Origin of the sequence: Streptomyces sp. NPDC052396 (assembly GCF_044593195.1) — a bacterium.
Lineage (GTDB): Bacteria > Actinomycetota > Actinomycetes > Streptomycetales > Streptomycetaceae > Streptomyces.
Genome location: NZ_JBIUAW010000001.1, coordinates 1 through 25,012, shown reverse-complemented (window position 1 = coordinate 25,012; position 25,012 = coordinate 1). Strand labels below are relative to the sequence as shown.

General features: G+C 70.4%; 27 protein-coding genes. 8 read left to right on the top strand and 19 right to left on the bottom strand.

All coding sequences use genetic code 11. From position 1 onward, the window contains the following. Positions 1–39 precede the first annotated feature (39 nt). Positions 40–435 carry a glucose PTS transporter subunit EIIB gene (locus tag ACIHFE_RS00135; protein WP_400102915.1) on the bottom strand — a complete coding sequence of 132 codons (396 nt, stop codon included), beginning with the start codon at positions 433–435 and terminating at the stop codon, positions 40–42. A gap of 13 nt (positions 436–448) precedes the next feature. Here ACIHFE_RS00135 and ACIHFE_RS00130 point away from each other — a divergent pair, with 13 nt between their 5' ends. After that, positions 449–1,759: a PTS transporter subunit EIIC gene (locus ACIHFE_RS00130; protein WP_400102913.1), complete on the top strand. Its 1,311-nt coding sequence runs from the start codon at positions 449–451 to the stop codon at positions 1,757–1,759. Between the two features lie 195 nt (positions 1,760–1,954). After that, positions 1,955–3,397: a PTS transporter subunit EIIC gene (locus ACIHFE_RS00125; RefSeq protein WP_400102911.1), complete on the top strand. Its 1,443-nt coding sequence runs from the start codon at positions 1,955–1,957 to the stop codon at positions 3,395–3,397. Between the two features lie 73 nt (positions 3,398–3,470). Here ACIHFE_RS00125 and ACIHFE_RS00120 read toward each other — a convergent pair whose 3' ends face one another. The 9 genes from ACIHFE_RS00120 to clpS all read right to left on the bottom strand — a co-directional run bounded on the left by ACIHFE_RS00120 (position 3,471) and on the right by clpS (position 9,510). After that, positions 3,471–4,223, bottom strand: coding sequence for an MBL fold metallo-hydrolase (locus tag ACIHFE_RS00120; protein ID WP_400102909.1), 753 nt, complete (start codon positions 4,221–4,223; stop codon positions 3,471–3,473). A gap of 358 nt (positions 4,224–4,581) precedes the next feature. After that, entirely contained in the window at positions 4,582–4,671 is a 90-nt protein-coding gene (locus ACIHFE_RS00115) for a hypothetical protein (RefSeq protein WP_400102907.1), read from the bottom strand. 145 nt (positions 4,672–4,816) lie between these two features. Next, positions 4,817–5,767 carry a PLP-dependent cysteine synthase family protein gene (locus ACIHFE_RS00110; protein WP_400102905.1) on the bottom strand — a complete coding sequence of 317 codons (951 nt, stop codon included), beginning with the start codon at positions 5,765–5,767 and terminating at the stop codon, positions 4,817–4,819. Between the two features lie 6 nt (positions 5,768–5,773). Then, positions 5,774–6,055 carry a MoaD/ThiS family protein gene (locus tag ACIHFE_RS00105; RefSeq protein WP_400102903.1) on the bottom strand — a complete coding sequence of 94 codons (282 nt, stop codon included), beginning with the start codon at positions 6,053–6,055 and terminating at the stop codon, positions 5,774–5,776. A gap of 74 nt (positions 6,056–6,129) precedes the next feature. Then, a complete protein-coding gene (locus ACIHFE_RS00100; RefSeq protein ID WP_400104369.1) occupies positions 6,130–6,216 on the bottom strand; it encodes a putative leader peptide in 87 nt (28 codons plus the stop codon). 73 nt (positions 6,217–6,289) lie between these two features. Further along, a complete protein-coding gene (locus tag ACIHFE_RS00095) occupies positions 6,290–6,712 on the bottom strand; it encodes a Mov34/MPN/PAD-1 family protein (RefSeq protein ID WP_400102901.1) in 423 nt (140 codons plus the stop codon). A 98-nt stretch (positions 6,713–6,810) separates the two neighbouring features. After that, the gene (locus tag ACIHFE_RS00090) at positions 6,811–8,280 is read right to left on the bottom strand and encodes an amino acid permease (RefSeq protein ID WP_400102899.1); all 1,470 of its coding nucleotides are present in this window, start codon (positions 8,278–8,280) and stop codon (positions 6,811–6,813) included. Between the two features lie 325 nt (positions 8,281–8,605). Next, on the bottom strand, positions 8,606–9,199 hold the full coding sequence (locus ACIHFE_RS00085) for a DUF2017 domain-containing protein (RefSeq protein ID WP_400102897.1): 594 nt from the start codon (positions 9,197–9,199) through the stop codon (positions 8,606–8,608). Further along, positions 9,199–9,510, bottom strand: a complete 312-nt coding sequence (gene clpS, locus ACIHFE_RS00080) for an ATP-dependent Clp protease adapter ClpS (RefSeq protein WP_400102895.1) — start codon at positions 9,508–9,510, stop codon at positions 9,199–9,201. The genes ACIHFE_RS00085 and clpS overlap by 1 nt, the downstream gene beginning before the upstream one ends. Positions 9,511–9,621: 111 nt before the next feature. Between clpS and ACIHFE_RS00075 the strand changes: the two genes are divergently transcribed. From ACIHFE_RS00075 to ACIHFE_RS00065, 3 genes are all read left to right on the top strand, one after another. Then, entirely contained in the window at positions 9,622–10,950 is a 1,329-nt protein-coding gene (locus tag ACIHFE_RS00075; protein ID WP_400102893.1) for a nicotinate phosphoribosyltransferase, read from the top strand. Positions 10,951–11,076: 126 nt separating this feature from the next. Beyond that, entirely contained in the window at positions 11,077–11,670 is a 594-nt protein-coding gene (locus ACIHFE_RS00070; protein ID WP_400102891.1) for an isochorismatase family protein, read from the top strand. A gap of 29 nt (positions 11,671–11,699) precedes the next feature. Then, positions 11,700–12,242 (top strand): hypothetical protein, encoded by a 543-nt coding sequence (locus tag ACIHFE_RS00065; protein WP_400102889.1) that lies wholly within the window; start codon positions 11,700–11,702, stop codon positions 12,240–12,242. A 35-nt stretch (positions 12,243–12,277) separates the two neighbouring features. On the opposite strand, the gene ACIHFE_RS00060 is transcribed toward ACIHFE_RS00065, so the two are convergent. Continuing rightward, complete coding sequence (locus ACIHFE_RS00060) at positions 12,278–12,610, bottom strand: hypothetical protein (RefSeq protein WP_400102887.1); 333 nt, start codon at positions 12,608–12,610, stop codon at positions 12,278–12,280. 401 nt (positions 12,611–13,011) lie between these two features. Here ACIHFE_RS00060 and ACIHFE_RS00055 point away from each other — a divergent pair, with 401 nt between their 5' ends. After that, the gene (locus ACIHFE_RS00055; RefSeq protein WP_400102885.1) at positions 13,012–13,287 is read left to right on the top strand and encodes a hypothetical protein; all 276 of its coding nucleotides are present in this window, start codon (positions 13,012–13,014) and stop codon (positions 13,285–13,287) included. Here ACIHFE_RS00055 and ACIHFE_RS00050 read toward each other — a convergent pair. Both ACIHFE_RS00050 and ACIHFE_RS00045 read right to left on the bottom strand, forming a co-directional pair. Further along, a complete protein-coding gene (locus ACIHFE_RS00050; protein ID WP_400102883.1) occupies positions 13,276–13,944 on the bottom strand; it encodes an RDD family protein in 669 nt (222 codons plus the stop codon). The two genes, ACIHFE_RS00055 and ACIHFE_RS00050, sit on opposite strands and share 12 nt — an antisense overlap. An 86-nt stretch (positions 13,945–14,030) precedes the next feature. Further along, a complete protein-coding gene (locus tag ACIHFE_RS00045; RefSeq protein ID WP_400102881.1) occupies positions 14,031–15,257 on the bottom strand; it encodes an RDD family protein in 1,227 nt (408 codons plus the stop codon). 428 nt (positions 15,258–15,685) lie between these two features. On the opposite strand from ACIHFE_RS00045, the gene ACIHFE_RS00040 reads away from it, so the two are divergent. Then, complete coding sequence (locus ACIHFE_RS00040; RefSeq protein ID WP_400102879.1) at positions 15,686–16,117, top strand: SsgA family sporulation/cell division regulator; 432 nt, start codon at positions 15,686–15,688, stop codon at positions 16,115–16,117. 31 nt (positions 16,118–16,148) lie between these two features. On the opposite strand, the gene ACIHFE_RS00035 is transcribed toward ACIHFE_RS00040, so the two are convergent. Both ACIHFE_RS00035 and hppD read right to left on the bottom strand, forming a co-directional pair. Beyond that, a complete protein-coding gene (locus tag ACIHFE_RS00035; RefSeq protein ID WP_400102878.1) occupies positions 16,149–17,516 on the bottom strand; it encodes an FAD-binding oxidoreductase in 1,368 nt (455 codons plus the stop codon). Between the two features lie 95 nt (positions 17,517–17,611). Further along, positions 17,612–18,757, bottom strand: coding sequence for a 4-hydroxyphenylpyruvate dioxygenase (gene hppD / locus ACIHFE_RS00030; protein WP_400102876.1), 1,146 nt, complete (start codon positions 18,755–18,757; stop codon positions 17,612–17,614). Positions 18,758–18,878: 121 nt separating this feature from the next. On the opposite strand from hppD, the gene ACIHFE_RS00025 reads away from it, so the two are divergent. Then, positions 18,879–19,346, top strand: coding sequence for an Lrp/AsnC family transcriptional regulator (locus ACIHFE_RS00025; protein WP_400102874.1), 468 nt, complete (start codon positions 18,879–18,881; stop codon positions 19,344–19,346). Between the two features lie 62 nt (positions 19,347–19,408). On the opposite strand, the gene ACIHFE_RS00020 is transcribed toward ACIHFE_RS00025, so the two are convergent. The 4 genes from ACIHFE_RS00020 to ACIHFE_RS00005 form a co-directional block, all read right to left on the bottom strand. Next, positions 19,409–20,209 carry a S16 family serine protease gene (locus tag ACIHFE_RS00020; protein WP_400102872.1) on the bottom strand — a complete coding sequence of 267 codons (801 nt, stop codon included), beginning with the start codon at positions 20,207–20,209 and terminating at the stop codon, positions 19,409–19,411. Between the two features lie 44 nt (positions 20,210–20,253). Beyond that, on the bottom strand, positions 20,254–20,895 hold the full coding sequence (locus ACIHFE_RS00015) for an IclR family transcriptional regulator (RefSeq protein WP_400102870.1): 642 nt from the start codon (positions 20,893–20,895) through the stop codon (positions 20,254–20,256). Positions 20,896–21,138: 243 nt separating this feature from the next. Next, on the bottom strand, positions 21,139–22,926 hold the full coding sequence (locus ACIHFE_RS00010; protein WP_400102868.1) for a DEAD/DEAH box helicase: 1,788 nt from the start codon (positions 22,924–22,926) through the stop codon (positions 21,139–21,141). 501 nt (positions 22,927–23,427) lie between these two features. Beyond that, entirely contained in the window at positions 23,428–24,846 is a 1,419-nt protein-coding gene (locus ACIHFE_RS00005; protein WP_400102866.1) for an MFS transporter, read from the bottom strand. Positions 24,847–25,012: the final 166 nt, after the last annotated feature.

The window sequence follows — 25,012 nt, the reverse complement described above, 5'->3', positions numbered from 1 at the left end:
CACAGCTGTGGACGAGGCCCGCGGCGCGGAGCGCCAGGCTCACATCATGTCTTCGATCTCACCGGCGATCGGGTCGGCTTCGGTGCCGATGACGACCTGGATGGCGGTGCCCATCTTCACCACGCCATGGGCGCCGGCGGCCTTCAGGGCGGCCTCGTCGACCAGGCTGGGGTCGGCGACCTCGGTGCGGAGGCGGGTGATGCAGCCCTCGATCTCCTCGATGTTGTCGATCCCACCCAGTCCGGCGACGATCTTCTCAGCCTTGGAAGCCATGTGCACTCCTGCGTTGTCCGGGCCCTTCGGCTCTCTCGCCGACCGGCTTTCACACGGTATCCCACGTTCAGAGCAGCTCTGCGGGCTTTTGTCCGCCTCCTGCCGAAGGATGGCGATCAGGCCCGTAGCGCACCGGAAGTGGTCTACACCAGTATGCGGCATCCAAGGAGCAGGCATGAGTTCGCACGCCGCCGCCACTTCCCCGCGCTCCTGGTGGCAGGGGTTCTTCGGGGGCCTGCAGAAGATGGGGCGCAGCCTCCAGCTGCCGATCGCGGTGCTGCCGGCCGCGGGCATCCTCAACCGGCTGGGACAGCCGGATGTGTTCGGCCGGGACGGGCTGGGCTGGGACGACCTGGCCAGGATCTTCGCCGGCGCGGGCGGTGCGCTGCTGGACTCCGCGCTGGGGCTGCCGCTGCTGTTCTGTGTGGGTGTGGCCATCGGCATGGCCAAGAAGGCGGACGGCTCGACCGCGCTGGCGGCGGTGGTGGGCTTCCTTGTCTACTACTCGGTGCTGCACCAGTTCCCCGAGCACTGCCCCGGGCTGGCCCACTTCAGCGGGGCCGGACTGTGGAGCGGGGTGTGTGTCACCGGCAACGGGGTGGCGACTCTGGCGGTCTACCAGAACCCGGGGGTGTTCGGCGGCATTGTGATCGGGCTGCTCAGCGCCTGGTTCTGGGTGCGCTTCCACCGGGTCAGGCTGGTGGACTGGCTGGGCTTCTTCAACGGCCGCCGGCTGGTGCCGATCATGATGTCCTTTGTGGCGCTGGCCTTCGCGGTGGCCTGCCTCTGGGTGTGGCCGCCGGTGGGCCGGGGGCTGACCACCTTCAGCCAGTGGCTGACCGACATCGGCTGGGCGGGCTCCGGGGTGTTCGGCCTGGCCAACCGGGGACTGCTGGTGATCGGCCTGCATCAGTTCCTGAACACCTTTATGTGGTTCCAGTTCGGGGACTACACCAAGCCGGATGGCACGGTGGCGCACGGCGACATCAGCCGCTTCCTGGCCGGCGACCCCACGGCCGGGCAGTTCACCTCCGGCTTCTTCCCCATCATGATGTTCGCGCTGCCCGCCGCGGCGCTGGCCATCGCGCACACCGCCCGCCCGGCGCACCGGCGGATGGTGGAGGGCATGATGCTCTCGGTCGGCCTGACCTCCCTGGTGACCGGCATCACCGAGCCGATCGAGTACTCCTTCCTCTTTATCGCGCCGCTGCTGTACGTCCTGCACGCGGTGCTCACCGGGGTGTCCATGGCGGTCACCTGGGGGCTGGGGGTGCACGACGGTTTCAGTTTCTCCGCCGGACTGATCGACTATGTGATCAACTGGAGCCTGGCGACCAGGCCTTGGCTGATCATCCCGATCGGGCTGGTCTTCGCGGTCGTCTACTACACGGTCTTCCGGTTCGCCATTGTGAAGTTCGACCTGCCCACTCCGGGCCGGGAGCCGGAGGACGTGGCCCAGGACATCGAGCGCGAGGCGGTGGAATGAGGGTGGGGCACCCCTGGTTCACCGCTGGTTAACGATGTCCTGACAGCATGCCGCCATGTGATCCAGGGCACCCGGAGGCGTGGATTCCTTTATGCTCGCTTGACGTGTTACAACAGGTCTAAACCACCTAGTGGTTTAGACCAAAGCGGGCCGTCCCCCAACCCCCGAGCGCCCGCCTCACCTGGAGGAACTCCGATGAGTACGGCTAGCGCCAAAGCGGCCGAAAAGACGGGCTTCGGAAAGAACGCGATGGCGGTAGCCCAGCGCATCGGCCGCAGCCTGATGCTGCCGGTCGCCGTGCTGCCCGCCGCCGCGCTTCTGGTCCGGCTCGGCCAGGACGACATGCTGGGCAAGCCCGCGCTGGGGCAGGTCCTCAACAAGATCGCCTCGTTTATGGCGGCCGGCGGCGGCGCGCTCCTCGACAATATGCCGCTGCTCTTCGCGGTCGGCGTCGCCATCGGCTACGCCAAGAAGTCCGACGGCTCCACCGCGCTGGCCGCGGTGGCCGGTTACCTGGTCTTCAACAAGGTCCTCGGCACCTTCACCGACAGCTCACTGCCGAAGGTCGCCAAGGTCGTCAACGGCAAGATCGTGATGACCGCGGCGCCCGCCGACGCCAAGGTGCTCGGCGGCATTGTGGTGGGCCTGGTGGTCGCCCTGCTCTACCAGCGGTTCTACCGGACCAAGCTGCCCGAGTGGCTGGGCTTCTTCGGCGGCCGCCGCCTGGTGCCGATCCTGTCCTCCTTCGCGGGTCTGCTGCTCGGCATCGTCTTCGGCTACATCTGGCCGGTCCTCGGCTCCGGCCTGCACAACTTCGGTCAGTGGCTGGTCGGTTCGGGCGCCGTCGGCGCGGGCATTTTCGGTGTGGCCAACCGCGGCCTGATCGCGGTCGGCATGCACCACCTGCTCAACTCCTTCCCCTGGTTCCAGGCCGGCGACTACACCAAGCCGGACGGCACCATGGTCCATGGCGACATCGCCCGCTTCCTCAGCGGCGACCCGCACGCGGGCCAGTTCATGACCGGCTTCTTCCCGATCATGATGTTCGCCCTCCCCGCCGCCTGTCTGGCGATCACGCACTGCGCTCGCCCGGAGAAGCGCAAGGTCGTCGGCGGCATGATGCTCTCGCTGGCGCTGACCTCGTTTGTCACCGGTGTCACCGAGCCCATCGAGTTCACCTTTATGTTCATCGCGCCGGTGCTGTACGCGATCCACGCGCTGCTCACCGGTGTGTCCATGGCCCTGACCTGGGCCCTGGGGATGAAGGACGGCTTCGGCTTCTCGGCCGGCGCCATCGACTTCGTGCTCAACTGGGGCAAGGCCAGTAAGCCGTTGCTGCTGATCCTGGTGGGCCTGTGCTTCGCCGCCGTCTACTACGTGGTGTTCCGCTTCGCCATCATCAAGTTCGACCTCAAGACCCCCGGCCGGGAGGACGACGAGGACGCGCTGGTGGCCGACGCGGCCCCGGTGAAGGCGCGGTCCGGGGCCACCGTCAAGGCCGAGGAGAAGGTGCTGGTGACCGCCGGTGCCGGCGCCAAGGCGGAGGCCGGCGCGGCCAAGGCCCCCGCCAGGACCGCACCGCCCCGCCAGCGCAACAACCGCGGCGGCAAGGGCAAGGGCGGCCGCAAGCGCCGCTGACGCCACCCTGGGCACAGCACTACGCCCCCGGAACCGTCCCTGGTTCCGGGGGCGTTCGCATGCCGCGTACCGGCTACAGCTCGTACACCGCGCCCGCGTGGGCCAGTTCGGCCGGTCCGTCGTAGACCGAGCGCGCATCGCGGAGGTTGGCCAGCGGGTCCGTCCACGGCGGGATATGGGTGAGCAGCAGCCGCCCCACCCCGGCCCGGGCCGCGCACTCCCCCGCCTGCAGCCCGTTGAGGTGCAGATCGGGGATGTCCTCCTTGCCATGGGTGAACGAGGCTTCGCACAGCAGCAGATCGGCCCCCGCCGCCAGGGTGTCCAGCGCCGGGCAGGGACCGGTGTCCCCGGAGTACACCAGTGCGGCGCCATTGTGCTCGACCCGGAAGGCGAAGGACTCGACCGGGTGGCGGACCCGCTCCGCACGGACCGTCAGCGGCCCCACCGAGAAGCCGCCCGGGCTCAGGGTGCGGAAGTCGAACACCTCGCTCATACAGGCCTCGTGCGGCACATCGCCATAGGCGGTGAGCAGCCGCCGTTCGGTGCCGGCCGGGCCGTAGACCGGGATGGCACCGGTCGGCCCGCCCTCGTGCCGGTAGTAGCGGGCCACGAAGTAGCCGCACATGTCGATGAAGTGGTCCGGGTGCAGATGCGAGAGCAGCACGGCGTCGAGGTCGTAGAGACCGATATGGCGCTGCAGCTCGCCCAGGGCGCCATTGCCCATGTCGAGCAGCAGCCGGTAGCCGTCGGCCTCCACGAGGTAGCTGGAACACGCCGATTCCACGGAGGGGAAGGACCCCGCGCATCCGACGACGGTGAGCTTCATGCGGGCCTGAACCTCCGGGCTGGTGACGGGGGGCTGGTGGCCATGCGGTGCGTCCGAGGGTAAGGCGGGATGGGAACGGCCGCTCCCGTGCGGAGGGGGTGTGTGGCTGGAATCACCAGGACGGACGCCGGGAACGGCGCGGCCCCGTCCAGGCCGGGCGGGCGGCGCGGGCGGGGCCGTGCGGACGGAACGCGGTGCGGGACCGCGGGGATGGAGGGGCGTGCGTTACAGGGACCGGTGCCGCTCGGCCCGGTCGAGGGTGTCCATAAAGCGCTGGAAGCGCTCGGCGGACTCCTTGCTGCCGGCCGTCACCGTGAACTCCTCGGGCGAGATGCACCCCGCCAGCCGCTCACGGGTCTCAGGAGCGAGCGCCTCCCATGCCGCCCGGTCCAGCCGTGACCGCTCCGCAGCTTCCGCACTGCCAGTTTCCATTGTTGAGTTGCCTCATGTCCGAAGATCCACATGCGGGACAGTTCATGTGCGTCTCCTACGGGATGATGTCAGCCGCCCGGCAACATCGGTAGGGGCAGTCCATCTGTGCACACTTCTGCCCGTCTATGCCGTCGGCTGACCGGTTCCACTATCTCCTGGGCCTAGGCCCAGAGTTGGCCGTGCAGGGCCCGCACGGCGCTCTCGGTGTCGGGCGCGGTGTAGACACCGGTGGACAGGTACTTCCAGCCGCCGTCCGCCACGATAAAGGCGATGTCCGCCCGCTGCCCGGCCCGTTGGGCCTTGCGGGCCACCCCGAGCGCGGCATGCAGCACCGCACCGGTGGACACCCCCGCGAAGATCCCTTCCTCCGCCAGGAGTTCCCGGGTGCGGCGCACCGCGTCCTCGGAGCCCACCGAGAACCGGGTGGTGAGCACCGAAGCGTCATAGAGCTCGGGCACAAAGCCCTCGTCCAGGTTGCGCAGCCCATAGACCAGGTCGTCATAGCGCGGCTCGGCGGCCACGATGCTGACCTCCGGCCGGTGTTCGCGAAGGTAACGGCCCACGCCCATCAGGGTGCCGGTGGTGCCCAGCCCGGCGACAAAGTGGGTGATCTCCGGGAGGTCGGCCAGGATCTCCGGTCCAGTGGTGGCGTAGTGCGCGCCGGCGTTGTCGGGGTTGCCGTACTGGTAGAGCATCACCCAGTCCGGATTGCGGGCGGCCAGTTCCTTGGCCACCCGTACCGCCGTGTTGGAGCCGCCGGCGGCGGGCGAGCCGACGATCTCCGCGCCCCACATGGCGAGCAACTGCCGCCGTTCCTCACTGGTGTTCTCCGGCATCACACACACCATCCGGTAGCCCTTGAGCTTGGCGGCCATGGCCAGCGAGATGCCGGTGTTGCCGGAGGTGGGCTCCAGGATGGTGCAGCCGGGAGTGAGCCGGCCCGCCTTCTCGGCCTGCTCGATCATGTGCAGCGCCGGGCGGTCCTTGACCGAGCCGGTGGGGTTGCGGTCCTCCAGCTTCGCCCAGATCCGCACCTGCCCGGAGGGCGACAGGCGGGGCAGCCGGACCAGCGGGGTGTTGCCCACCGCGGCCAGCGGGCTGTCGTAGCGCATCTCCAGTCAGCGCATTCCGCCGGCCACCGCCGGCAGGATGGTCACGCTGTCGCCGTCGCCGAGCTCGGTGGTGATGCCGCCCAGGAAGCGGACGTCCTCGTCGTTGAGGTAGACATTGACGAAGCGGCGCAGCTCCCCGCTCTCGTCCACCAGGCGCTCGCGGATGCCGTGGTGGCGGGTCTCCAGGTCCTTGAAGAGCTCATCGATGGTGGCGCCGCTGCCGTCGACGGCCTTCTGCCCGTCGGTGTAGGTGCGCAGGATGGTCGGGATGCGGACCTCGATGGCCATGGGAGTGCTCCTGTTCGGAGTGTGAAGTGGTGGCGGTGGTACGCGCGGTACGGGCCGTCGGAACGGCGGGGCGTTCAGGACGCCAGACGGCACAGGTCCACATGGATGCGCGCGACGAGCCGCATGCCCGGCGCCTGCTCGCCCACGTCAAGGAGAACCATGGGCGCATCGTATCGATTCCCCGTGCGCGGCCCGTATGTTCGTCCCGGATTACGGACGGCGGTGTCTCGGCTGTCAGTACGCCTCCACCACCCGTACCTCCTCCTCGGTGATCTCGCCGGCCAGGATCCGGAAGGAGCGGAACTGGAACGGGCCGGCGTCCTCGGTGTCGGCGGTGGAGACCAGCACATAGTGCGCCCCGGGCTCATTGGCGTAGGAGACATCGGTGCGGGAGGGATATGCCTCGGTGGCCGTGTGCGAGTGGTAGATGATCACGGGTTCCTCGTCCCGGTCGTCCAGTTCGCGGTAGAGCCTGAGCAGATCGGTGGAGTCGAACTCGTAAAACGTGGGCGAGCGGGCCGCGTTGAGCATCGGGATGAACCGCTCGGGCCGCCCGCTGCCGGCCGGGCCGGCCACCATGCCGCACGCCTCGTCGGGGTGGTCGGCGCGGGCATGCGCCACGATCTGGTCGTACAGGGCCTGGGAGATGGTCAGCATGCGGCCAGCATAAGCAGCGCCCGGAAACGCCGGAGGGCCCGTCCGCACGGGGGGAGTGTGCGGACGGGCCCGGGTTACCCGGCGGGGGGTGCCGGGAGTCAGGCGGCCTCTTGGACCTCGGGTGCGGAGTAGTCCTTGCGCGCGAATGCCTGCGGGTTGCGGGCCTTGAGCACAAAGTACGAACCCGCCATGATCGCGCCCCAGACGGGAGCGCAGTACAGCGAGATCCGCGCGTCCTTGTCGATGCCCATCAGCACGATCACCATGCCGATGAAGGCAAGGGCGAACAGGCTGGTCCAGGGAGCACCGGGGGCCTTGAACTCCGACTGGGGGAGTTCGCCCCGGTCCGCCTTGCGGCGGAAACGCAGCTGGCAGAGCAGGATCACGATCCAGGCCCACATGCCGGAGATGGTGGCGAAGGAGACCACATAGTCGAACGCCTTGCCCGGCCACTGGTAGTTGATCCACACACCGACCAGCATCAGCACGGCCGAGACGGTGGTGCCGCGGATCGGCAGGCCCTTGGGGGACAGCTGCGCCAGGAACTTGGGGCCCTGGCCGTTGAGCGAGAGATCGCGCAGCATACGGCCGGTGGAGTACATACCGGAGTTGCAGGAGGACAACGCCGCGGTCAGCACCACGAAGTTGACGATTCCGGCACCGAACGGCAGACCGATCTTCGCGAAGGCGGCGACGAACGGGCTGACACCCGGCATGAATTCGGTCCACGGGACCACGGCCAGGATGATGATGAGGGCACCGAGGTAGAAGACCGCGATACGCCAGGGCACCGTGTTGATGGCCTTGGGCAGCGTCTTCTTGGGGTCGGTGGCCTCGCCCGCGGTGACGCCCACCAACTCCACGGCCAGGAAGGCGAACATCACGATCTGCAGCGTCATCAGGGTGCTGCCGATGCCATTGGGCATAAAGCCGTGGTGCGACCAGAGCTGGCTGAAGGAGGCGGTGTCACCGGCCTTGGAGAAGCCCAGGGTGATGACGCCGATGCCGACCAGGATCATGCCGATGATGGCGGTGACCTTGACCATCGAGAACCAGAACTCCAGCTCGCCGAAGAGCTTTACGGAGATCAGGTTGGCGAAGTAGAGGATGACCGTGAAGACCAGTGCGGACGCCCACTGCGGAATATGGGGATTCCAGAACTGCACATACTTCGCGGCCGCGGTGACCTCGGTGATGCCGGTGACGACCCAGAAGAGCCAGTAGGTCCAGCCGGTGACATATCCCCAGAACGGGCCGAGGAATTCGCGCGCGTAGTCGGAGAAAGACCCGGAGACGGGGCGGTACATGAGCAGTTCGCCCAGGGCCCGCATGATGAAGAAGATGACCAGCCCGGCTATCGCATAGGCCAGGATCAGGCTGGGGCCCGCCTTGTGAATGGCCGTGCCCGCGCCGAGGAAGAGGCCGGTGCCTATCGCGCCGCCAATGGCGATCATCTGGATCTGTCGGTTGCCCAGTCCCCGCTGGTAACCCTCGGAAGCATCCTGTCCGCTTCCATCCCGCACCTCGGCTGCGCCTGCGGTGCGGTCCGCGACCTGCTCAGAGGTCATGTGGAACGCCTTTCTCCATACCGATCCGGTCACTCCGGATCGGGTTCCGATCCCCCCGGATGGAGTCCTGCATATGTGCCGACGGTCGGCCGGCGAAGCGTTCCTGCCGTGACAGGGGTGGCGTCACAGAGCAGGTCTCGAAGGTTTACCACGGGTACGACTGAGATCGCTGTGACGAAGGCGACGCATATGTGGCGCAGCTCACGGCCAAATTAGGACAAATGTAGATTTGTGCAGCAAACACTGCCACTGCGGTGATGCGATCGTTATCCGGACTTGAGCGTCCGCTGAGCGAACACCTTGTGAACAAGCCCGGAACGGCCGGCTACGGCATCAGTGCTTCGACCAGCGTCTCCTGCAGCCCGCCCAGCCAGAGGTAGGCCATCACCATCGGCTTGCGCGGATCCTCGTCCGGCAGCCGGAACAGCGCCTCCCCGTCGTCCTCCTCGGTGACCTCCAGCCGGGTCCCAATGGTCAGCCGGAGGTCATTGAGGGCGCCCAGCCACTGGCGGCACTGATCCGGGTCGAGCCGCAGCACGGCCGCCTGGTCCCCGGCCACGCTGAGCGAGTCCAGCGAGCGCACCATGGCCAGCGCGTCCTCGCGCTTGCGGGCCCGCAGGTCGGTCTCGGTATAGCGGCGGAACTCGGCGGCGTGCGCCCGCTGCTGCCGGTCCTGCTCGGTGCCCGGCTCGCCATAGGCCTCGGGGAAGAGCCGGGCCAGCGCCGGATCGGCGGGCGGCTCACTGGGCCCCTCGGCGAACAGCCGGGCCAGCGGGTCGGCCGCGTCCGGACCGTGCTCCTCGCCCGGCCCGATCAGCTCCAGCAGCTGGACCGCCAGGCTGCGCAGGATGGAGATCTCCACCTCGTCCAGGGCGACCGCCGCCCCGCCGCCGGCCAGCGGCTCGAAGTGCCCGGCCATCAACGGTCCTGCGACAAGGTCGCCCACAGGCCGTACCCGTGCATGGCCTGCACGTCCCGTTCCATCTCCTCACGCGAACCGCTGGAGACGGTGGCGCGCCCCTTGTGGTGGACGTCGAGCATCAGTTTGCGGGCCTTGTCCTTGGAGTAGCCGAAGTAACTCTGGAACACATACGTCACATAACTCATGAGGTTCACGGGGTCGTTGTGGACCAGGGTCACCCAGGGCACATCGGGTTCCGCCACCGCGTAGGCGGACTCGCCCGTCTCGGGACGTTCGATCTCGACCGGTGCAACGCTCACGAAACCCATGCTGCCACTCGACCCCGGGCCGCGCACAAACGACCCCCAGAAATCGTCAGACTGACGAGTAATGGAGGTAGCATCCCCTCGACACTGTTCGGGATTGCGAGGTAGGGCCAAGTGAACGCTGCGGACCTGGGACTGCCGGTGGCTGTGCCGTCGACGGCCCTCTTCACCGACCGCTATGAGCTCACCATGCTGCAGGCCGCGCTGCGGGCCGGCACGGCCGACCGGCACTCGGTGTTCGAGGTCTTCACCCGCCGCCTGCCCGAGGGCCGCCGCTATGGCGTGCTGGCCGGTGTGGGCCGGGTGCTGGACGCGGTGGAGAACTTCCGCTTCGACCCGGCGGTGCTGCGCTTCCTGGCCGAGCACCGGATCGTGGACGAGCCCACCCTGGAGTGGCTGGCCGACTACCGCTTCCGCGGCGACATCTGGGGCTACCCGGAGGGCGAGGTCTACTTCCCGGGCTCCCCGGTGATGCGGGTGGAGGGCACCTTCGCGGAGGCGGTGCTGCTGGAGACGGTGATCCTCTCCATCCTCAACCATGACTCCGCGGTGGCCGCGGCCGCCTCCCGGATGGCGGTGGCCGCCGGCGACCGCCCGCTGATCGAGATGGGCGCCCGCCGCACCCATGAACTGGCCGCGGTGGCCGCCTCCCGGGCCGCCTATGTGGGCGGCTTCGCCTCCACCTCCGACCTGGCGGCCGGTTTCCGCTACAACATCCCCACCGTGGGCACCAGCGCCCATGCCTTCACCCTGCTGCACGACAGCGAGCGGGACGCCTTCCGGGCCCAGGTGGACTCCCTCGGCGGCCGGACCACACTGCTGGTGGACACCTATGACGTGACCGAGGCGGTCCGGGTGGCCGTGGAGGTGGCCGGTCCGGACCTGGGCGCGGTCCGCATCGACTCTGGCGACCTGCTGCTGCTCGCCCACCGGGTGCGGCGCCAGCTGGACGAGCTGGGCGCGGCCCACACCAAGATCGTAGTGACCAGCGACCTGGACGAGTACGCCATCGCCTCGCTGGCCGCCGCCCCGGTGGACGCCTATGGCGTGGGCACCCAGCTGGTCACCGGCAGCGGACACCCCACCTGCTCCATGGTCTACAAGCTGGTGGCCCGGGCCGACGGCCCCGGCGCGGACGCCCCGCTGCGGCCGGTGGCCAAGAAGTCCATGGGCGGCAAGCTGTCCCTGGGCGGCCGCAAGTGGGCCGCCCGCCGGCTGGACGAGCACGGGGTGGCCGAGGCCGAGGTGGTGGGCACCGGAGAGGTGCCCGAGGAGCTGGCCGGCCGGCAACTGCTGGTGGAACTGGTGCGGGCCGGTAAGGCCGTCGCCCGGGAGCCGCTGGATGTGGCCCAGTCCCGGCACACGGCCGCCCGGGCCGGCCTGCCGATGTCGGCGACCCAGCTCTCCCGGGGCGAGCCGGTGCTGCCCACCGAGTACCTCTGACGCCGCTGCCCGCGCGCCTCCGGCCGCCCCCGGTGCCCCTCCCATAGCGCCGGGTGAGTCACTACCCTCGGTCACAGAAGACGATCCGCACCGTCGGCCGAGCGCCCTTCACAAAGGATCCGCACCATGCACCGTGCACTGATCATCGTCGACGTGCAGAACGACTTCTGCGAGGGCGGCAGCCTCGCGGTGGCCGGCGGCGCCGACGTGGCCGCGGCCATCACGGACCTGGTGGGCGACGCCGCGGTGGCGTACGCGCACATCGTGGCCACCCGGGACCACCACATAGACCCCGGTGACCACTTCTCCGACCACCCCGACTACGAGCACTCCTGGCCCCCGCACTGTGTGGCGGGCACCGAGGGCAGCGGCTTCCACCCCAACCTGGCCCCGGTGGTCGCCTCCGGCGCCCTGGACGCGGTCTTCGACAAGGGTGCCCACTCGGCCGCCTACAGCGGCTTCGAGGGCCGCGACGAGCATGGCATCCCACTGGAGCAGTGGCTCCGCGAGCGCGGGGTGACCTGGGTCGATGTGGTCGGCATCGCCACCGACCACTGTGTGCGCGCCACCGCCCTGGACGCGGTCCGGGCGGGCTTCGACACCGAGGTCCTGCTGGACCTCACGGCCGGCGTCGCCCCCGGCACCACCGAGCGCGCCCTGGCCGAGATGGACCACGCGGGCATCCGGCTCACCGGCAAGCCGGTGGTCATCTCCGGCTAGGTCGCGTCCGACGGACCTTGGGCCGCGCCATGGCCGACTGCGCCACCTCTTCCGGGGACCACGCCGCCGCGGCGGCGCCCAGCGGCCGGACCGCGCCCTCCGCCGCACACACCGGTGCCGCCGCAGCCCGGCCGCACCATCTGGAGGGCGGCCGGCACCAGGCCAAGCGCGGCATGGTCCAAACCCAGGTGCCGATCTGCCGGAGCGCACAGCTGGAGGTGCGGGCCACCCCGGTCGACCGCCCGCTGAACCACCTGCTGATCAACGCCCGCAACATCAGCGGCGCGCGGTGCGACCTGGGCATCATCGGGCGGGCCGCCTTCGACGGCATCGCCGCCGGAACCCCCGACGGCCTGGGCGGCGGACCGCACATCCTGGCGCCCGGCGGGTCCCACCACGAGGGCGTCGCGCTGGACCGCCAGGACGCCCCCGGGCAGGGCACCCACACCGGCACCCTGACCGTCCGGCTGAACAGCAACACCGCGATCAAGGTCCCGCTCAAGACCTTTGTGCACGCCCCGGCCGTCACCACGCCCTGGGAGCCCACCGCGGCCGATGCGCTCTCCCGTTGAAGCACCGGGCGAATCCGGGGACAACCCCGGGACCGCTACGCCGCGCCCAGCGAGCGCGGCCGCAGCAGGCTCCGTATCGGATGCCAGGCCTCCACTTCCCGCTCCGGCGCCGAGCGCCACACCAGCCCGTCCGGGTGGTACAGCACGGCGCTTATCTCGTCCGGCGTCGGCGGTTCGGTGTTGCCGCGCAGATAGACGGCCCGGAGTCCCAGGTTCCGGAGCCGGGTGAGCGCCCGCTGGCGGTTGCCCGCATGCACCAGCACCCGTACTCGCGACCCCGGCGCTCCCCCGCCGCCGGGTGGACTGGGCAGCGACAAGGCCACAATCACGCTGCCATCGGGAAGCCTGGCGAACCCACCGCCTGCCATCCGCACCACTCACCCTTCCGGGAGACCTGTCAATAACGAAGCCCGTACAGGCATCTAAACGCGACTCTCCGGCAACCCGCCAGAGGTTTCCCGAAGAACCCCTCTGACCTGCATCGATGCCCACAGCCAACGGATCTTGGGCAATCCGGCCCAGGACGGCAGCCCGGCCGCCGCCCCGCCGGTCACACAGCGGTGTCAGTAGCGGCGCCGGCCAGGACGGCGCGTTTGCCGTCTCCCCCGGACGGGGCAGTGACTCCCTGTGCGCCCCAGTGCTTCCGAGCCTTGGGCAAGGGCAGGCTTATCGGCTGTTCCCCTCGGGCAGACAGGACCGTAGAGTCTTTTTGCGGTACTCATCTGTCGGCTCTGCACCCCACAACGTCGCCCCGAGGACGGATACCGTCATGCCTCGTCCGACTTCCGCACAGATCGCCTACGGCTCGGCCACCGTAGTGTTCTCCACCCTCGCCATGCTGCTGCTGTCCCAGACCCGGTCGGGGGTCGGGGTGGCGGTGGTCGCCCTGGGCGCCCTGGCGCTGGGGCTGCTGGTCGCCGTCACTGTCCCCATGCCACGCGGGAGTTCGCGCACCGTGGCCCGGGGTGCGGCCCAACTCGCCCGGCCGCGCACAGCCGTTGACGCCGAGCCGGCCACGACCCGGGTGACCTCACTACCGGGTTGACACCACCACGGTCTTGGCCGCCTTGTCGTGGACGCACTGGTGATACGGCTGATCCCAGGTGCACCACAGCACATTGACCAACCAGAAGACAAACCCGCAACAGGGCACGATCTGGGGCAGGTTGTAGACCGCGGCGCGGGTCCAGCCCGGGTTGCCCGCCGGGATGGCCCCGTTGTCCAGCATCGCCACCCGGATGTTCATCGCCATCTTGCCGACCGTCTGCCCCCGCGCGGTGAGCATCAAGCCCTCGTAGACGAAGTAGACCACCGAGATCAGAATGCTCAGCCCGGTGGTCTTGGCCTGGTCGGTCTCCGGGTTCCAGTGGTGCCAGGTGAAGGCCGAGAACACCAGGCTGACCGGGATCGACACAATCAGGCCGTCGATGATCCGGGCCACCAGCCGCTTGAAGCGGTTGCCCAGCGGCGGCATGCCCGCCAGCGGGTCCGGCGGCCCGTACCCGTACTCTCCGCCGCCGGCCCCGTACGGCCCACCGGGACCGGCCCCGTACGGACCACCGCCCGGACCGGCCCCATAGGGGCCGCCACCCGGACCCGCCCCGTACGGGCCGCCGCCCTCCGGCCCGTGGTACGGCGGCAAGTCACCCTGCGGCGGCGGCTTGCGGAACGGGTCCTCGCCCTGCGGCTGGTCGGTGCTCATGGCCCGAGTAGAACTCAGCGTTCCCCGCACCGCATCCGCCGCTGTGCCGTTCGAGTTGCCCCGGACGACCGGCCCCCGGCCGCGGCTCAGTCCCCGGCCGCGGCCGCCACAAAGGTCCCGGCCGCCTTGTCGTGCCAGCACTGGCGCCAGGGCCGGTCGAACAGCGCCCACAGCACATTGAGCACCCCGATGGCCAGCGCCCCCAGCAGTCCATAGACCAGCCAGCGGCGCAGTGCCTCCCCGAACGAGGGGGTGTCATGCGACTCGATGCCCAGCACCCGCACCCCGCACAGCTTCTTGCCCAGCGTACGGCCCCACTTGGCCATCGGCAGCGCCTCATAGAGCACCCCGGCGACCAGCAACACCGCCAGCACCACGGCCAGATAGGTGCCGGTGGTGCCGTCCAGCAGCCAGACGGTCACCGTCTGGCCGGAGCGCCTGGCCTGGTCCACCTTGGTGTCGATATGCGCCACGGACTTGTTCCACAGCGGGATCGCCACCGTGCTCACCACACCGCCCAGCAGCAGGGTGTCCACCAGCCGGGCGGCCAGCCTCCGGCCCAGCGAGGCCGGCCGGCCCTCCCGCTGGGCGGCCGCCAGGAAGGGGTCCAGCACCGGCGGCTTCCAGGGCGCGGGTGCCGACTCGGCGGGCCCGGGCAGGGGTTGGGAGCGCGGCGGCTGCGACTGGGGTGCCTGCTGGGCGAGTTGGTGCACCTGCTGGGCCCACCCCACGGCCTGCTGCGGCTGGGCCGGTGACTGCTGCGGCGGCGCCATCGGAGCGGGCCGGGCGGCAGGCTCCGGACGGGGCGCCGGGGCCGGCGCCTCCTGCCCGCCGGGCCAGGGCCGTGGCACCAGCGACTCGGCGGGCGCCGGCGCGGGCCGGGACGGGGTCACCGGCACGGGCGCGGACTCCGGGCGCAGCGCCAGCGTGCCCTCGGGCCGGGCCTCGGGTACCGGCACCGGCTCCGCCATGGGTGGCTCGGTGAGCCGTGGGTCCCGGGGCCGGGGCGGCACCGGCCGCCCCTCCCCGAAGCCGGGCGGCTCCTCGTCCAGGAACACCGGCCCGGTCTCCTCCGGCAGCGGCCGCGCGCTGCGCGGCGTCGGCGGCACGGGAGCGGCCGGCGCGGGCAGCGGCGCGGGCACCACCCCGGGCGGCGGCCCGGGCATCGGCTCCCCCTCGGCGGGCGCCGGCCGGCTGGTGCCCGGTACCCAGGCGGTGCCGCTCCAGTAACGGATGTAGCCCGGAATGGACGGGTCCGGGTAGAAGCCCTGGCTGGGGCTGCTGTCGGCGGATCCCGGGATGGGTGCGCTCATGGTCTCCGGTGTCCCGTATTCTGCTCGGCCGTTCTGGGATGTCTGGCAGTCTGCCGTACGCGCGGGTGGCCGCGCGATGCCGTACCGGACCGCTTGTGATGAGAACCGCTCCGGGACCGTGTTGGTGACGCCATGACGGGTGACGCCATGACGTTTGTGCGCAAAAGGCAACCCGGAACGCAGCCAACAGGTCTATCAGACGGCCCTCCCGGGCGCGGCCTGATACCCCGGGAACCACTCACCCGTGCGACAGGTGAGCGAAGCCCGACGGATGGGGCCTCAGTGGCCGGGAACGGGGAAGGAGACCGTCCCCAAGGATGCCAAGCCGCGTCATGAATCCGGGTCGGTGCGCTCTCCTCCAGTGCGGCGGCCCGATCGCGTCGGGGCCGCGCGCCGAGCAGCCGAGCCGAGTGGAGAGGTCGCACTTGATGCACACCGTGCTGGAAGAACAGCTGGAGACCGAGCTGGTGCTGTCACCGGAGCATGGGGTTCCGATGGCTGCCCGGGTGTCGTACCGGACGGACGACCCCTATGCCGTGCGGTTCACCTTCCATCTCGGCTCCGGTTCGCCGGTCGTCTGGACCTTCGCCCGTGAGCTGCTGACCGAGGGGGTGCGGCGGCCCTGTGGACTCGGCGATGTACGGGTGTGGCCCATGCTGTCCCAGGGGCGGGCAGTGGTCTGTGTGGCGTTGTCCTCGCCGGACGGTGAGGCGCTGTTGCGGGTGCCGCTGCGGAAGTTGCGGGGGTGGCTGGACCGGACCCTGCGGATGGTGGCACCGGGGCAGGAGCGGGACTGGCTCGGCCTGGAGGAGGCGCTACGGGTCCTGCTGACCCCGGCCGGCGGCGAGGACGGGGCCTGAGTGGGCGCCCCAAGGGGCGCCCGGCGAAGCGCTAAAGCACCTTGCCCGGATTCAGCAGCCCCAGAGGGTCGAAGACCTGCTTGATCCCCCGTTGCAACTCCATCGCCACCGGCCCCGCCTCTTTCGCCAGCCACTCCCGCTTGAGGAGCCCCACACCATGCTCCCCGGTGATCGTCCCGCCCAACTCCAGCCCCAGGGCCATGATTTCCTCGAAGGACTCCCTGGCCCGCCGTGCCTCCCCGGGGTCGGCGGGGTCGAAGCAGACCACCGGGTGGGTGTTGCCGTCGCCCGCATGGGCGCAGACCCCGATGGTCAGGCCGTGCCGCTCGGCGATGGCGGCGGTGCCGTCCAGCATCTCGGCCAGCCGGCCGCGCGGCACACAGACGTCGTCGATCATGGTGGCCGGCCGCAGCCTCTCCAGCGCGGGCAGCGACATCCGGCGGGCCTGGAGCAGCAGTTCCGACTCGGCGGGGCTGTCCGCCGGCACCACCTCGGTGGCTCCGGCCCCGGTGCACAGCTCCCCCACCGCGGCCAGGTCCGCCGCGGCGTGCGGGGTGTCGAAGGCGGCCAGCAGCAGCGCCTCGGTGCTCTCCGGAAGCCCCATCCTGGCCAGGGCGTTGACCGCGTGGACGGTGGTGCGGTCCATCAACTCCAGCAGGCAGGGGGCGTGTCCGCGCGCCATGATGCGGCGTACCGCCTCACAGGCCGCGGCGGTGGAGGGGAACTCGGCGGCCAGCGCCAGCTGTTGCGGTGGGGCCGGCTTCAGTGCCAGCACCGCCCGTACCACCACGCCCAGGCTGCCCTCGGAGCCCACGAACAGCCGGGTGAGGTCATAGCCGGCCACTCCCTTGGCGGTGCGCCGGCCGGTGGTCAGCAGCCGTCCGTCCGCCAGCACCACTTCCAGGCCCAGGACGTACTCGGCGGTGACGCCGTACTTGACACAGCACAGCCCGCCGGAGCCGGTGCCGATGTTGCCGCCGATGGTGCACTGCTCCCAACTGGAGGGATCCGGCGGGTAGTACAGGCCGTGCTCGGCCACCGCACGGGACAACACCGCGTTGACCACGCCGGGTTCGACCACCGCGATCCGCTCCACCGGATCGATCTCGATGATCCGGTCCATCTTCACCAGGGAGAGCACCATGCAGCCCTCGGTGGCGTTGGCCGCGCCGGACAGGCCCGTCCGGGCTCCCTGGGGCACCACCGGCACCCGCAGCTCGGTGGCGGTGCGCATCACCTGCCGCACCTCCTCGACGGTGCGCGGCAGCACCACCACCGCCGGGGTCCCGGCGGCGCAGAAGCCGGCCATGTCGCTGGCGTAGGAGGCGGTGACATCGGGGTCGGTGAGGACGGCCTCGGCGGGCAGCCCCTTGCGCAGCAGCCGGATCAGATCACCCATGGCCTCACCCTGCCACCGGCCGGCCCGGCGGGGAAGCACACCGCGGCCCCGCCGGGGGAAGGGCGGGGCCGCGGTAGGTGGTGGCCGGGAAAGGGTCAGAGGTTGCCGCGCTTGGCCTGTTCGCGCTCGATGGCCTCGAACAGCGCCTTGAAGTTGCCCTTGCCGAAGCCCATGGAGCCATGCCGCTCGATCATCTCGAAGAAGACCGTCGGCCGGTCCTGCACCGGCTTGGTGAAGATCTGCAGCAGATAGCCGTCCTCGTCCCGGTCCACCAGGATCTTCAGCTCGCGCAGCGTCTCCACGGGCACCCGGGTCTCGCCGGCCCACTCGCCCAGGGTGTCGTAGTAAGAGTCCGGGGTGTCCAGGAACTGGACTCCGGCCGCCCGCATGGCCCTTACCGTGGCCACGATGTCATTGGTGGCCAGCGCGATGTGCTGGACGCCGGGGCCGCCGTAGAACTCCAGGTACTCGTCGATCTGCGACTTCTTCTTGGCGATGGCCGGCTCATTGAGCGGGAACTTCACCTTGCGGGTGCCGTCCGCGACGACCTTGGACATCAGCGCGCTGTACTCGGTGGCGATGTCGTCGCCCACGAACTCCTTCATATTGGTGAAGGCCATCACCCGGTTGTAGAAGCCCACCCACTCGTTCATCCTGCCGAGTTCGACATTGCCCACACAGTGGTCGATGGCCTGGAAGTTCCGCCGGGCCGGCGGCTCCACTATGGGGTCGGCGGCAACATAACCGGGCAGGTAGACACCGTCGTATCCGGTGCGCTCCACCAGGGTGTGCCGGGTCTGGCCATAGGTGGCGATGGCGGCCAGCACCACCGTGCCGTGCTCGTCCTTGAGCTCATACGGCTCCGCCAGGCCGCGGGCGCCGTGTTCCAGGGCGTAGGCGTACGCGGCCCGGGCGTCCGGCACCTCGATGGCCAGGTCCACCACGCCGTCACCGTGGTCGGCCACATGCTGGGCGAGGAAGCGGCCGCGCTCGGTGCTCGCCTTGATGACGGTGGTGAAGACAAAGCGGGCGCTGCCCGACTCCAGGACATAACTCGCGGTCTCCCGGCTGCCGTTCTCCGGTCCGGAGTAGGCGACCAGCTTCATGCCGAAGGCGGTGGAGTAGTAGTGCGCGGCCTGCTTGGCGTTGCCGACGGCGAAGACGACCGCGTCCATCCCCTTGACCGGGAAGGGGTCTGCCTGCCGAGCGGTGTGGGGAGTGTGATCCGTGGTCTGCGTCATGCGCGCAGGGTCTCTCCGATCCACAAGGTGCGCAATAGTTTGTGCATTCGCTGGGCATGATGCCCAGCGAGAGCCTAAATTCGCCGGGCGTTCTGTACATGCTGACCACGAGGGGGTGGCCATGACGATCGATCGTTTGGACGGCAGGCTGATCGAGCTGCTGGAGCAGGAGCCCCGGATCGGGGTGCTGGAGGCGTCCCGGCGGCTGGGCGTGGCCCGGGGCACGGTGCAGGCCCGGCTGGACCGGTTGCAGGCACAGGGGGTGATCCGCGGCTTCGGCCCGGAGGTGGACCCGGCCGCGCTGGGCTATCCGGTGACCGCGTTCGCCACCCTGGAGATCAAGCAGGGGCAGGGTCCGGATGTCCGCACCCACCTGGCCACCGTGCCGGAGGTGCTGGAGCTGCACACCATCACCGGTCATGGCGACATGCTGTGCCGGCTGGTGGCCCGCTCCAACGCGGATCTGCAACGGGTGATCGACCGGGTGGTCGGCTTCGAGGGCATCGTGCGGGCCTCGACGGCCATTGTGATGGAGAACGCGGTGCCGCTGCGGATCATCCCCCTGGTGCGGGCTGCCTCCGGCGGTTGACGGGTGGGTGCGTTGGGGGTGGTCGCGGTTTCGCGGTCAGCTGCGGGCTGCCTATGACCCAGTCAGCAGTGCGGCACCGACTGCCCGGCCGACAGGGACCGCAGCGAGGTGATCGCGTCGGCCAGCTTGGTCACCGGGATCAGGCGCAGACCCTTCGGCAGCTCCGCCTTGGCGTCGGAGCACTCCTCCTTGGGCACCAGGAAGATGGTGGCGCCCTCGTGCCGGGCCGCCTGGGTCTTCAGCGCCACGCCGCCGACCGGTCCCACCGTCCCGTCCGGGGCGATGGTGCCGGTGCCCGAGATGCTCTTGCCGCCGGTGAGGTCACCGCCCCGCCCATCGCCGTCGATCTTGTCGACCACACCCAGCGCGAACATCATCCCCGCGCTGGGGCCGCCGACGTCCGCCAGGCTCAGCGAGACCTTGACGTCCTTGGGCGAGCGGTGCAGATACGACAGCGCCGCGCTGGTCGCCGAGTCCTGCGACTTCTTCATGTCGGCCACATTGTGCCGCTCGATCTGCTGGTCGGTCTGGCCCGAGGGATAGACCGCCTCCCTCGGCATCACGGCCCGGTCGGTACGGAACCAGCCGCTGATCACATCGCTCAGTCCGATGTCCGTCTGCGGCCCGGTCACCAGGATGGTGACCATCCGCAGCTGCCCGCTGGTCCTGCGGGTGCCGGCGCCGCTGATGCTGATCACCGGCTTGTTCTGGTAGCTGCCGAGCACATCCACGTTGGTGGTGCCCGGCCGCGCGACGGCGAAGGGCAGCGGCGCGAACGCGGCGGTCAGCAGCAGGGCCAGGACGGGCACGGCGCAAAGGGCGAGCGTACGGGCCCGGCGGGACCGGTGAGGCGGAGTCGGCATGCCGTCGAATCTAATTCACCGGCGCACCACCCGGCACCGAGGGCCTAGCGAAGCGCGTCGGCCACTTCCTTGGCCGCCTCCCTCACCCGGGTACCCACCCGCTCCGGCACACAGTCGGTGAGCATCACCACACCCACGCTGCCCTCGATCCCGCTCACCCCCAGCAGGGGGGCCGCGGCACCGCTGGCCCCGGCCTCCAGTTCGCCGTGTGTCAGCGCGTACCCGGGGTTGTCGACCTCCCCCCGGCGGGCCGCCAGGATCGCCCGGCCCGCCGCGCCCCGGTCCAGCGGATGCCGGAACCCGGTGCGGTAGGCCACGTGGTAGTCGGTCCAGGTCGGCTCGACCACGGCCACCGCGAGCGCCTCGGCTCCGTCCACCAGTGTCAGATGGGCCGTGGCCCCCAGGTCCTCGGCCAGTGCCCGCAGCGCGGGCAGGGCCGCCTCCCGCACCAGGGGATGTACCTGGCGGCCCAGCCTGAGCACGCCCAGGCCCACCCGGGCGCGCCCGCCGATGTCCCGGCGCACTAATTCATGCTGCTCCAGGGTGGCCAGCAGCCGGTAGACCACCGTGCGGTTGACGCCCAGCCGGACCGACAGCTCGGTGACGGTCAGACCGTGATCGGTTTCCGCGAGCAGCTTGAGCACGCGCAGCCCTCTGTCGAGCGTCTGCGAAGTCTCCGCGGTCACGACGCCCCTCCTCCGATGAAAGGCGGGCACTCACCGCGGTGGGGCACCGCCGGTCCCGTCCGGAGGCGCGCGGGAGAGACCGCCGGGTCGCTTGACGCGGCCGCGCTCCGCGGCGGCGCTGCCACGGGGCGTGTACGTGACCGGCACGGTAGCGAGCAGGTCCGCTTCGCGGAAGAGTCTGCCCACAATCCGGTCTCGCCGCACGCGAATTGCGGCACCCCGCCCGCGGTGGTCAGCGCGGTCTCAGCGCATCCGGGTGGCCCACTCCCGCACCTTGTTGATGCGCTCGGTCAGCTGCCCGGCGGTCGCCTCCGCACTGGGCGGTCCGCCGCACACCCGGCGCAGTTCGGTGTGGATCACGCCATGCGGCTTGCCGCTCTGGTGCACATAGGCACCCACCAGGGTGTTCAACTGCTTGCGCAGTTCCAGGAGTTCCTTGTGGGTGACCACCGGCCGCCGCTCGGCCGGCATCTCCAGCAGGTCCGCCTCGCTGTCCGGCTTGCGGCGGCTGTGCGCGATCTGCCGCGCCTGCCGCTTCTGCAGCAGCAGTTGGACCTGCTCGGGCTCCAACAGCCCGGGAATCCCCAGGTAGTCCTGCTCCTCCTCGCTGCCCGGGTGCGCCTGCATGCCGAACTCGGCGCCGTCGTAGAGCACCCGGTCGAAGACCGCGTCCGACTCCAGCGCCTCGAAGGGCAGCATGTCCTGCTCGCCGGTGTCCTCGTCCTGCTGCTTCTCCGCCTCCGCGAGGAGCTTCTCCTCCTCCGCGTACGGGTCCTCCTCGCCCTCCTTCTTGGGCTTGTCCAGGACGTGGTCCCGCTCGACCTCCATCTCATTGGCGAAGGTCAGCAGGGTCGGAATGGTCGGTACGAACACCGAGGCCGTCTCACCGCGCCGCCTCGACCGCACAAAGCGGCCCACCGCCTGGGCGAAGAACAGCGGGGTGGAGATGGTGGTGGCATAGACGCCGACCGCCAGCCGTGGCACGTCCACGCCCTCGGACACCATCCGGACGGCGACCATCCACCGCGAGTCGCCCTGGGCGAAGTCATCGATGCGCTGGGAGGCCCCGGAGTCGTCGGAGAGCACCACCGTGGGCCCGTCCCCGGTGATCTCGCGCAGCAGCTTGGCGTACGAGCGGGCCGAGTCCTGGTCCGAGGCGATCACCAGCGCGCCGGCGTCCGGAATGGACTTGCGCACCTCGGTCAGCCGCTGGTCCGCCGCGCGCAGCACATTGGGCATCCAGTCGCCACGCGGGTCCAGCGCGGTGCGCCAGGCCTGGGAGATCGCGTCCTTGGTCATCGGCTCGCCGAGCCGGGCCGAGAGCTCGTCGCCCGCCTTGGTGCGCCAGCGCATATTGCCGCTGTAGGAGAGGAATATCACCGGCCGCACCACGCCGTCGGAGAGCGCGTTGCCATAGCCGTAGGTGTAGTCGGCCGCCGACCGCCGGATCCCGTCGTTGCCCTCCTCATAGGTGACAAACGGGATGGGGTTGGTGTCGGACCGGAAGGGCGTACCGGTCAGGCAGAGCCGGCGGGTGGCCGGATCGAAGGCCTCCAGACAGGCGTCGCCCCAGGAGCGGGAGTCGCCGGCGTGGTGGATCTCGTCCAGGATCACCAGCGTCTTGCGCTGCTCACAGCGGTTGCGGTGCAGCATGGGCCGGACGCCCACGCCGGCGTAGGTGACGGCGACGCCGTGGTACTCGCGGCCCAGCGGGCCGGCGCTGTACTCCGGGTCCAGCTTGATGCCCACCCGGGCCGCGGCCTCCGCCCACTGCTTCTTCAGGTGCTCGGTGGGCGCCACCACGGTCACCTGCTGGACCACATGGTGGTGCAGCAGCCAGGAGGCGAGGGTGAGCGCGAAGGTGGTCTTACCGGCTCCCGGGGTGGCCACCGCGAGGAAGTCGCGCGGCTGGGTCTGGATGTACCTCTCCATCGCGCCCTGCTGCCAGGCACGCAGCTTGTTGGCGGTACCCCAGGGGGCCCGGCCGGGGAAGGCGGGCGAGAGATGGTGGTTGGCGGTGGTGGTAGTCACGGTCTCCGTCGGCTGGCTCGGCGATCGGCAACCGCGTCAGCCTACCGGGGCGATGATGCACACCCCGGGGCCGACGGCCGGGCTCACCCCTCGGTGGGACCGACGTCACATGAGGCCGTCCGGAGGGCGCGCAGGGCGGCGGAGATCACCGGGACCTCCCGCACCGTGCGCTTGTTGCCGTCCACCATGGGTGGTTGATCGCTATGCCTGGACCAGCGCGGCGGCCTTGTCGAACGGGTCGGGGGACGTTGCCGCCATCGGCGATCTCCGCTTGCCCCGGACCGAGTGCTTTTCGGGTGCGGGCTGTCAGTGGCCGGTCGCGCAGTTCCCCGCGCCCGAACCGCAGGGCAGCGGACGCCAACGGCGAGCAACCCCCCACAGGCACGGCCACCCCAGAGGTGCCGGGTAAGGGGTGGCGCGTGGGTGGGGGACAACCGCCGAAGGCGGCAACGGCGCCGCACCCGGCGAGAGCGATCGGCCACCCAGCACCGCGACCACCGGTCAGCGCCCCCGCAAGCGCGTCGCCACCCAGATCCCCACCGCCGCCACCCCCGCCATCGACAGGAACACCGCCGCGAACGCCCCGGCCCCGCCGGTGGCCCCGGAGGGGCCGTCCAGGCCGGCGACGCCGCCGCCCAGCGCCCCGAAGAGCACCCCGCCGGCGCCCACCAGCACAATGTTGCCCAACGCGTCGGACATCTGCAGGGCAGCCGAGTTGGCCCCCTCCTCCCCCGGCCGGGACAGCTCCAGCACCAGCACGCTGCCGCTGGAGACGGTCAGCCCCATGCCATAGCCGCCGACCACCCAGGACACCGCGACCACCCAGGCCGGCACCCCGTCGATCAGCACCGTGCTCACCGCGGCGACGGCCGACGTCATCAGCACCATGCCCAGGCACATCAACTGCCGCCGGTACGGCGCCAGTCGGGCGCGGCTCTGGGTGAACGAGCCCAGCGCCCAGGTCAGTCCGCCGCCGGCGAGCGAGAGACCGGCGGCCGTCGGGGAGAACTCCCGCTGGGTGACCAGCATCAGCGGGACAAAGCTCTCCGACCCGAGGAACGCCCCCGCCGCGATGCCCCGCAGCAGGATCACCGAGGGCAGGCCCCGGGCGGCCCGGAAGGTGCCGCGCGGCAGCAGCCGCACAATGGACGGCGCCAGCAGGGCGAGGCCGGCCAGCGCGGGCAGCAGGGAGAGCCACTCGCGCCGCTGCCCGGCGTACTGCAGCAGCGCCGCCCCGGCCGCCACCGCCAGCGCCAGGACGATCCGGCGCCGGCCGATGCGCTGCGCCCGCCGCCCGCGGGCGACCTGACGAAGCGCGGGAAACATCACCAGCAGGGGCGGCAGCACCAGCACCGGTATCGCCAGGAACACCCAGCGCCAGCTCAGCCGCTCGGCCACCGCGCCGGCCACCGGCGGCCCCACCAGCACCGGGACCACCCAGGCCGCCGAGAACGCGGCCAGCACCCTGGGCCGCAGCCGCTCCGGGTAGGCCCGGCCGACCACCACATACAGGGCGACCAGCACCAGCCCGCCGCCCAGCCCCTGCACCGCCCGGGCGGCCACCAGCATCCACATCTCCCGGGCGCCGCCGGCCAGCAGCAGTCCGGCGCCGAAGCCGGCTATGCCGGTGAACAGCGGGGCCAGCGGCCCCGAGCGGTCGCACCACTCGCCGGACAGCGTCATGGAGAACAGGCTGGCGGTGAAGTAGGCGGAGAAGGCGAAGGCGTACATCCCCACCCCGTCCAGCGCCCGGGCGGCCACCGGCATGGCGGTGTTGACGGCGCTGGCCTCGAAGGCGATCAGGGAGACGACGGTGATGATGCCCAGGGTCAGCGCCCGGTGGCGGCGTCCGAGCACGCCGTCCGCCGGGCCGGACGCGGCGCTGCCGGTACCGGTATCGGTGGTGAGGGGAGCGGTCATAGCACCGAGCGTAAGGAGCACAGCGGACGAGCGCCCCTGTCAGGAGAACCAGATCCCCTCGTCCTTCCGCCCTAGATGACTGATGCCAAGGGGTTCAGTGGTCGTACGCGGTGAGGGAGCGCATGACGGGCTGTCCGGCTTGGTCGTTGTGCCAGATCGCGGCGGT

What these genes read in the sequence shown, in the direction of transcription:
- ACIHFE_RS00085 (WP_400102897.1), bottom strand. Translation starts at nt 9,199, where the DNA reads ATGGCCGGGCACTTCGAGCCGCTGGCCGGCGGCGGGGCGGCGGTCGCC.
- clpS (WP_400102895.1), bottom strand. Translation starts at nt 9,510, where the DNA reads ATGGGTTTCGTGAGCGTTGCACCGGTCGAGATCGAACGTCCCGAGACG.
- ACIHFE_RS00055 (WP_400102885.1), top strand. Translation starts at nt 13,012, where the DNA reads ATGCCTCGTCCGACTTCCGCACAGATCGCCTACGGCTCGGCCACCGTA.
- ACIHFE_RS00020 (WP_400102872.1), bottom strand. Translation starts at nt 20,209, where the DNA reads ATGCCGACTCCGCCTCACCGGTCCCGCCGGGCCCGTACGCTCGCCCTT.
- ACIHFE_RS00065 (WP_400102889.1), top strand. Translation starts at nt 11,700, where the DNA reads ATGGCCGACTGCGCCACCTCTTCCGGGGACCACGCCGCCGCGGCGGCG.
- ACIHFE_RS00025 (WP_400102874.1), top strand. Translation starts at nt 18,879, where the DNA reads ATGACGATCGATCGTTTGGACGGCAGGCTGATCGAGCTGCTGGAGCAG.
- ACIHFE_RS00070 (WP_400102891.1), top strand. Translation starts at nt 11,077, where the DNA reads ATGCACCGTGCACTGATCATCGTCGACGTGCAGAACGACTTCTGCGAG.
- ACIHFE_RS00045 (WP_400102881.1), bottom strand. Translation starts at nt 15,257, where the DNA reads ATGAGCGCACCCATCCCGGGATCCGCCGACAGCAGCCCCAGCCAGGGC.
- ACIHFE_RS00005 (WP_400102866.1), bottom strand. Translation starts at nt 24,846, where the DNA reads ATGACCGCTCCCCTCACCACCGATACCGGTACCGGCAGCGCCGCGTCC.
- ACIHFE_RS00130 (WP_400102913.1), top strand. Translation starts at nt 449, where the DNA reads ATGAGTTCGCACGCCGCCGCCACTTCCCCGCGCTCCTGGTGGCAGGGG.
- ACIHFE_RS00040 (WP_400102879.1), top strand. Translation starts at nt 15,686, where the DNA reads ATGCACACCGTGCTGGAAGAACAGCTGGAGACCGAGCTGGTGCTGTCA.
- ACIHFE_RS00090 (WP_400102899.1), bottom strand. Translation starts at nt 8,280, where the DNA reads ATGACCTCTGAGCAGGTCGCGGACCGCACCGCAGGCGCAGCCGAGGTG.
- hppD (WP_400102876.1), bottom strand. Translation starts at nt 18,757, where the DNA reads ATGACGCAGACCACGGATCACACTCCCCACACCGCTCGGCAGGCAGAC.
- ACIHFE_RS00035 (WP_400102878.1), bottom strand. Translation starts at nt 17,516, where the DNA reads ATGGGTGATCTGATCCGGCTGCTGCGCAAGGGGCTGCCCGCCGAGGCC.
- ACIHFE_RS00135 (WP_400102915.1), bottom strand. Translation starts at nt 435, where the DNA reads ATGCCGCATACTGGTGTAGACCACTTCCGGTGCGCTACGGGCCTGATC.
- ACIHFE_RS00050 (WP_400102883.1), bottom strand. Translation starts at nt 13,944, where the DNA reads ATGAGCACCGACCAGCCGCAGGGCGAGGACCCGTTCCGCAAGCCGCCG.
- ACIHFE_RS00110 (WP_400102905.1), bottom strand. Translation starts at nt 5,767, where the DNA reads ATGCGCTACGACAGCCCGCTGGCCGCGGTGGGCAACACCCCGCTGGTC.
- ACIHFE_RS00100 (WP_400104369.1), bottom strand. Translation starts at nt 6,216, where the DNA reads ATGGTTCTCCTTGACGTGGGCGAGCAGGCGCCGGGCATGCGGCTCGTC.
- ACIHFE_RS00060 (WP_400102887.1), bottom strand. Translation starts at nt 12,610, where the DNA reads ATGGCAGGCGGTGGGTTCGCCAGGCTTCCCGATGGCAGCGTGATTGTG.
- ACIHFE_RS00095 (WP_400102901.1), bottom strand. Translation starts at nt 6,712, where the DNA reads ATGCTGACCATCTCCCAGGCCCTGTACGACCAGATCGTGGCGCATGCC.
- ACIHFE_RS00120 (WP_400102909.1), bottom strand. Translation starts at nt 4,223, where the DNA reads ATGAAGCTCACCGTCGTCGGATGCGCGGGGTCCTTCCCCTCCGTGGAA.
- ACIHFE_RS00105 (WP_400102903.1), bottom strand. Translation starts at nt 6,055, where the DNA reads ATGGCCATCGAGGTCCGCATCCCGACCATCCTGCGCACCTACACCGAC.
- ACIHFE_RS00125 (WP_400102911.1), top strand. Translation starts at nt 1,955, where the DNA reads ATGAGTACGGCTAGCGCCAAAGCGGCCGAAAAGACGGGCTTCGGAAAG.
- ACIHFE_RS00115 (WP_400102907.1), bottom strand. Translation starts at nt 4,671, where the DNA reads ATGAGGCAACTCAACAATGGAAACTGGCAGTGCGGAAGCTGCGGAGCG.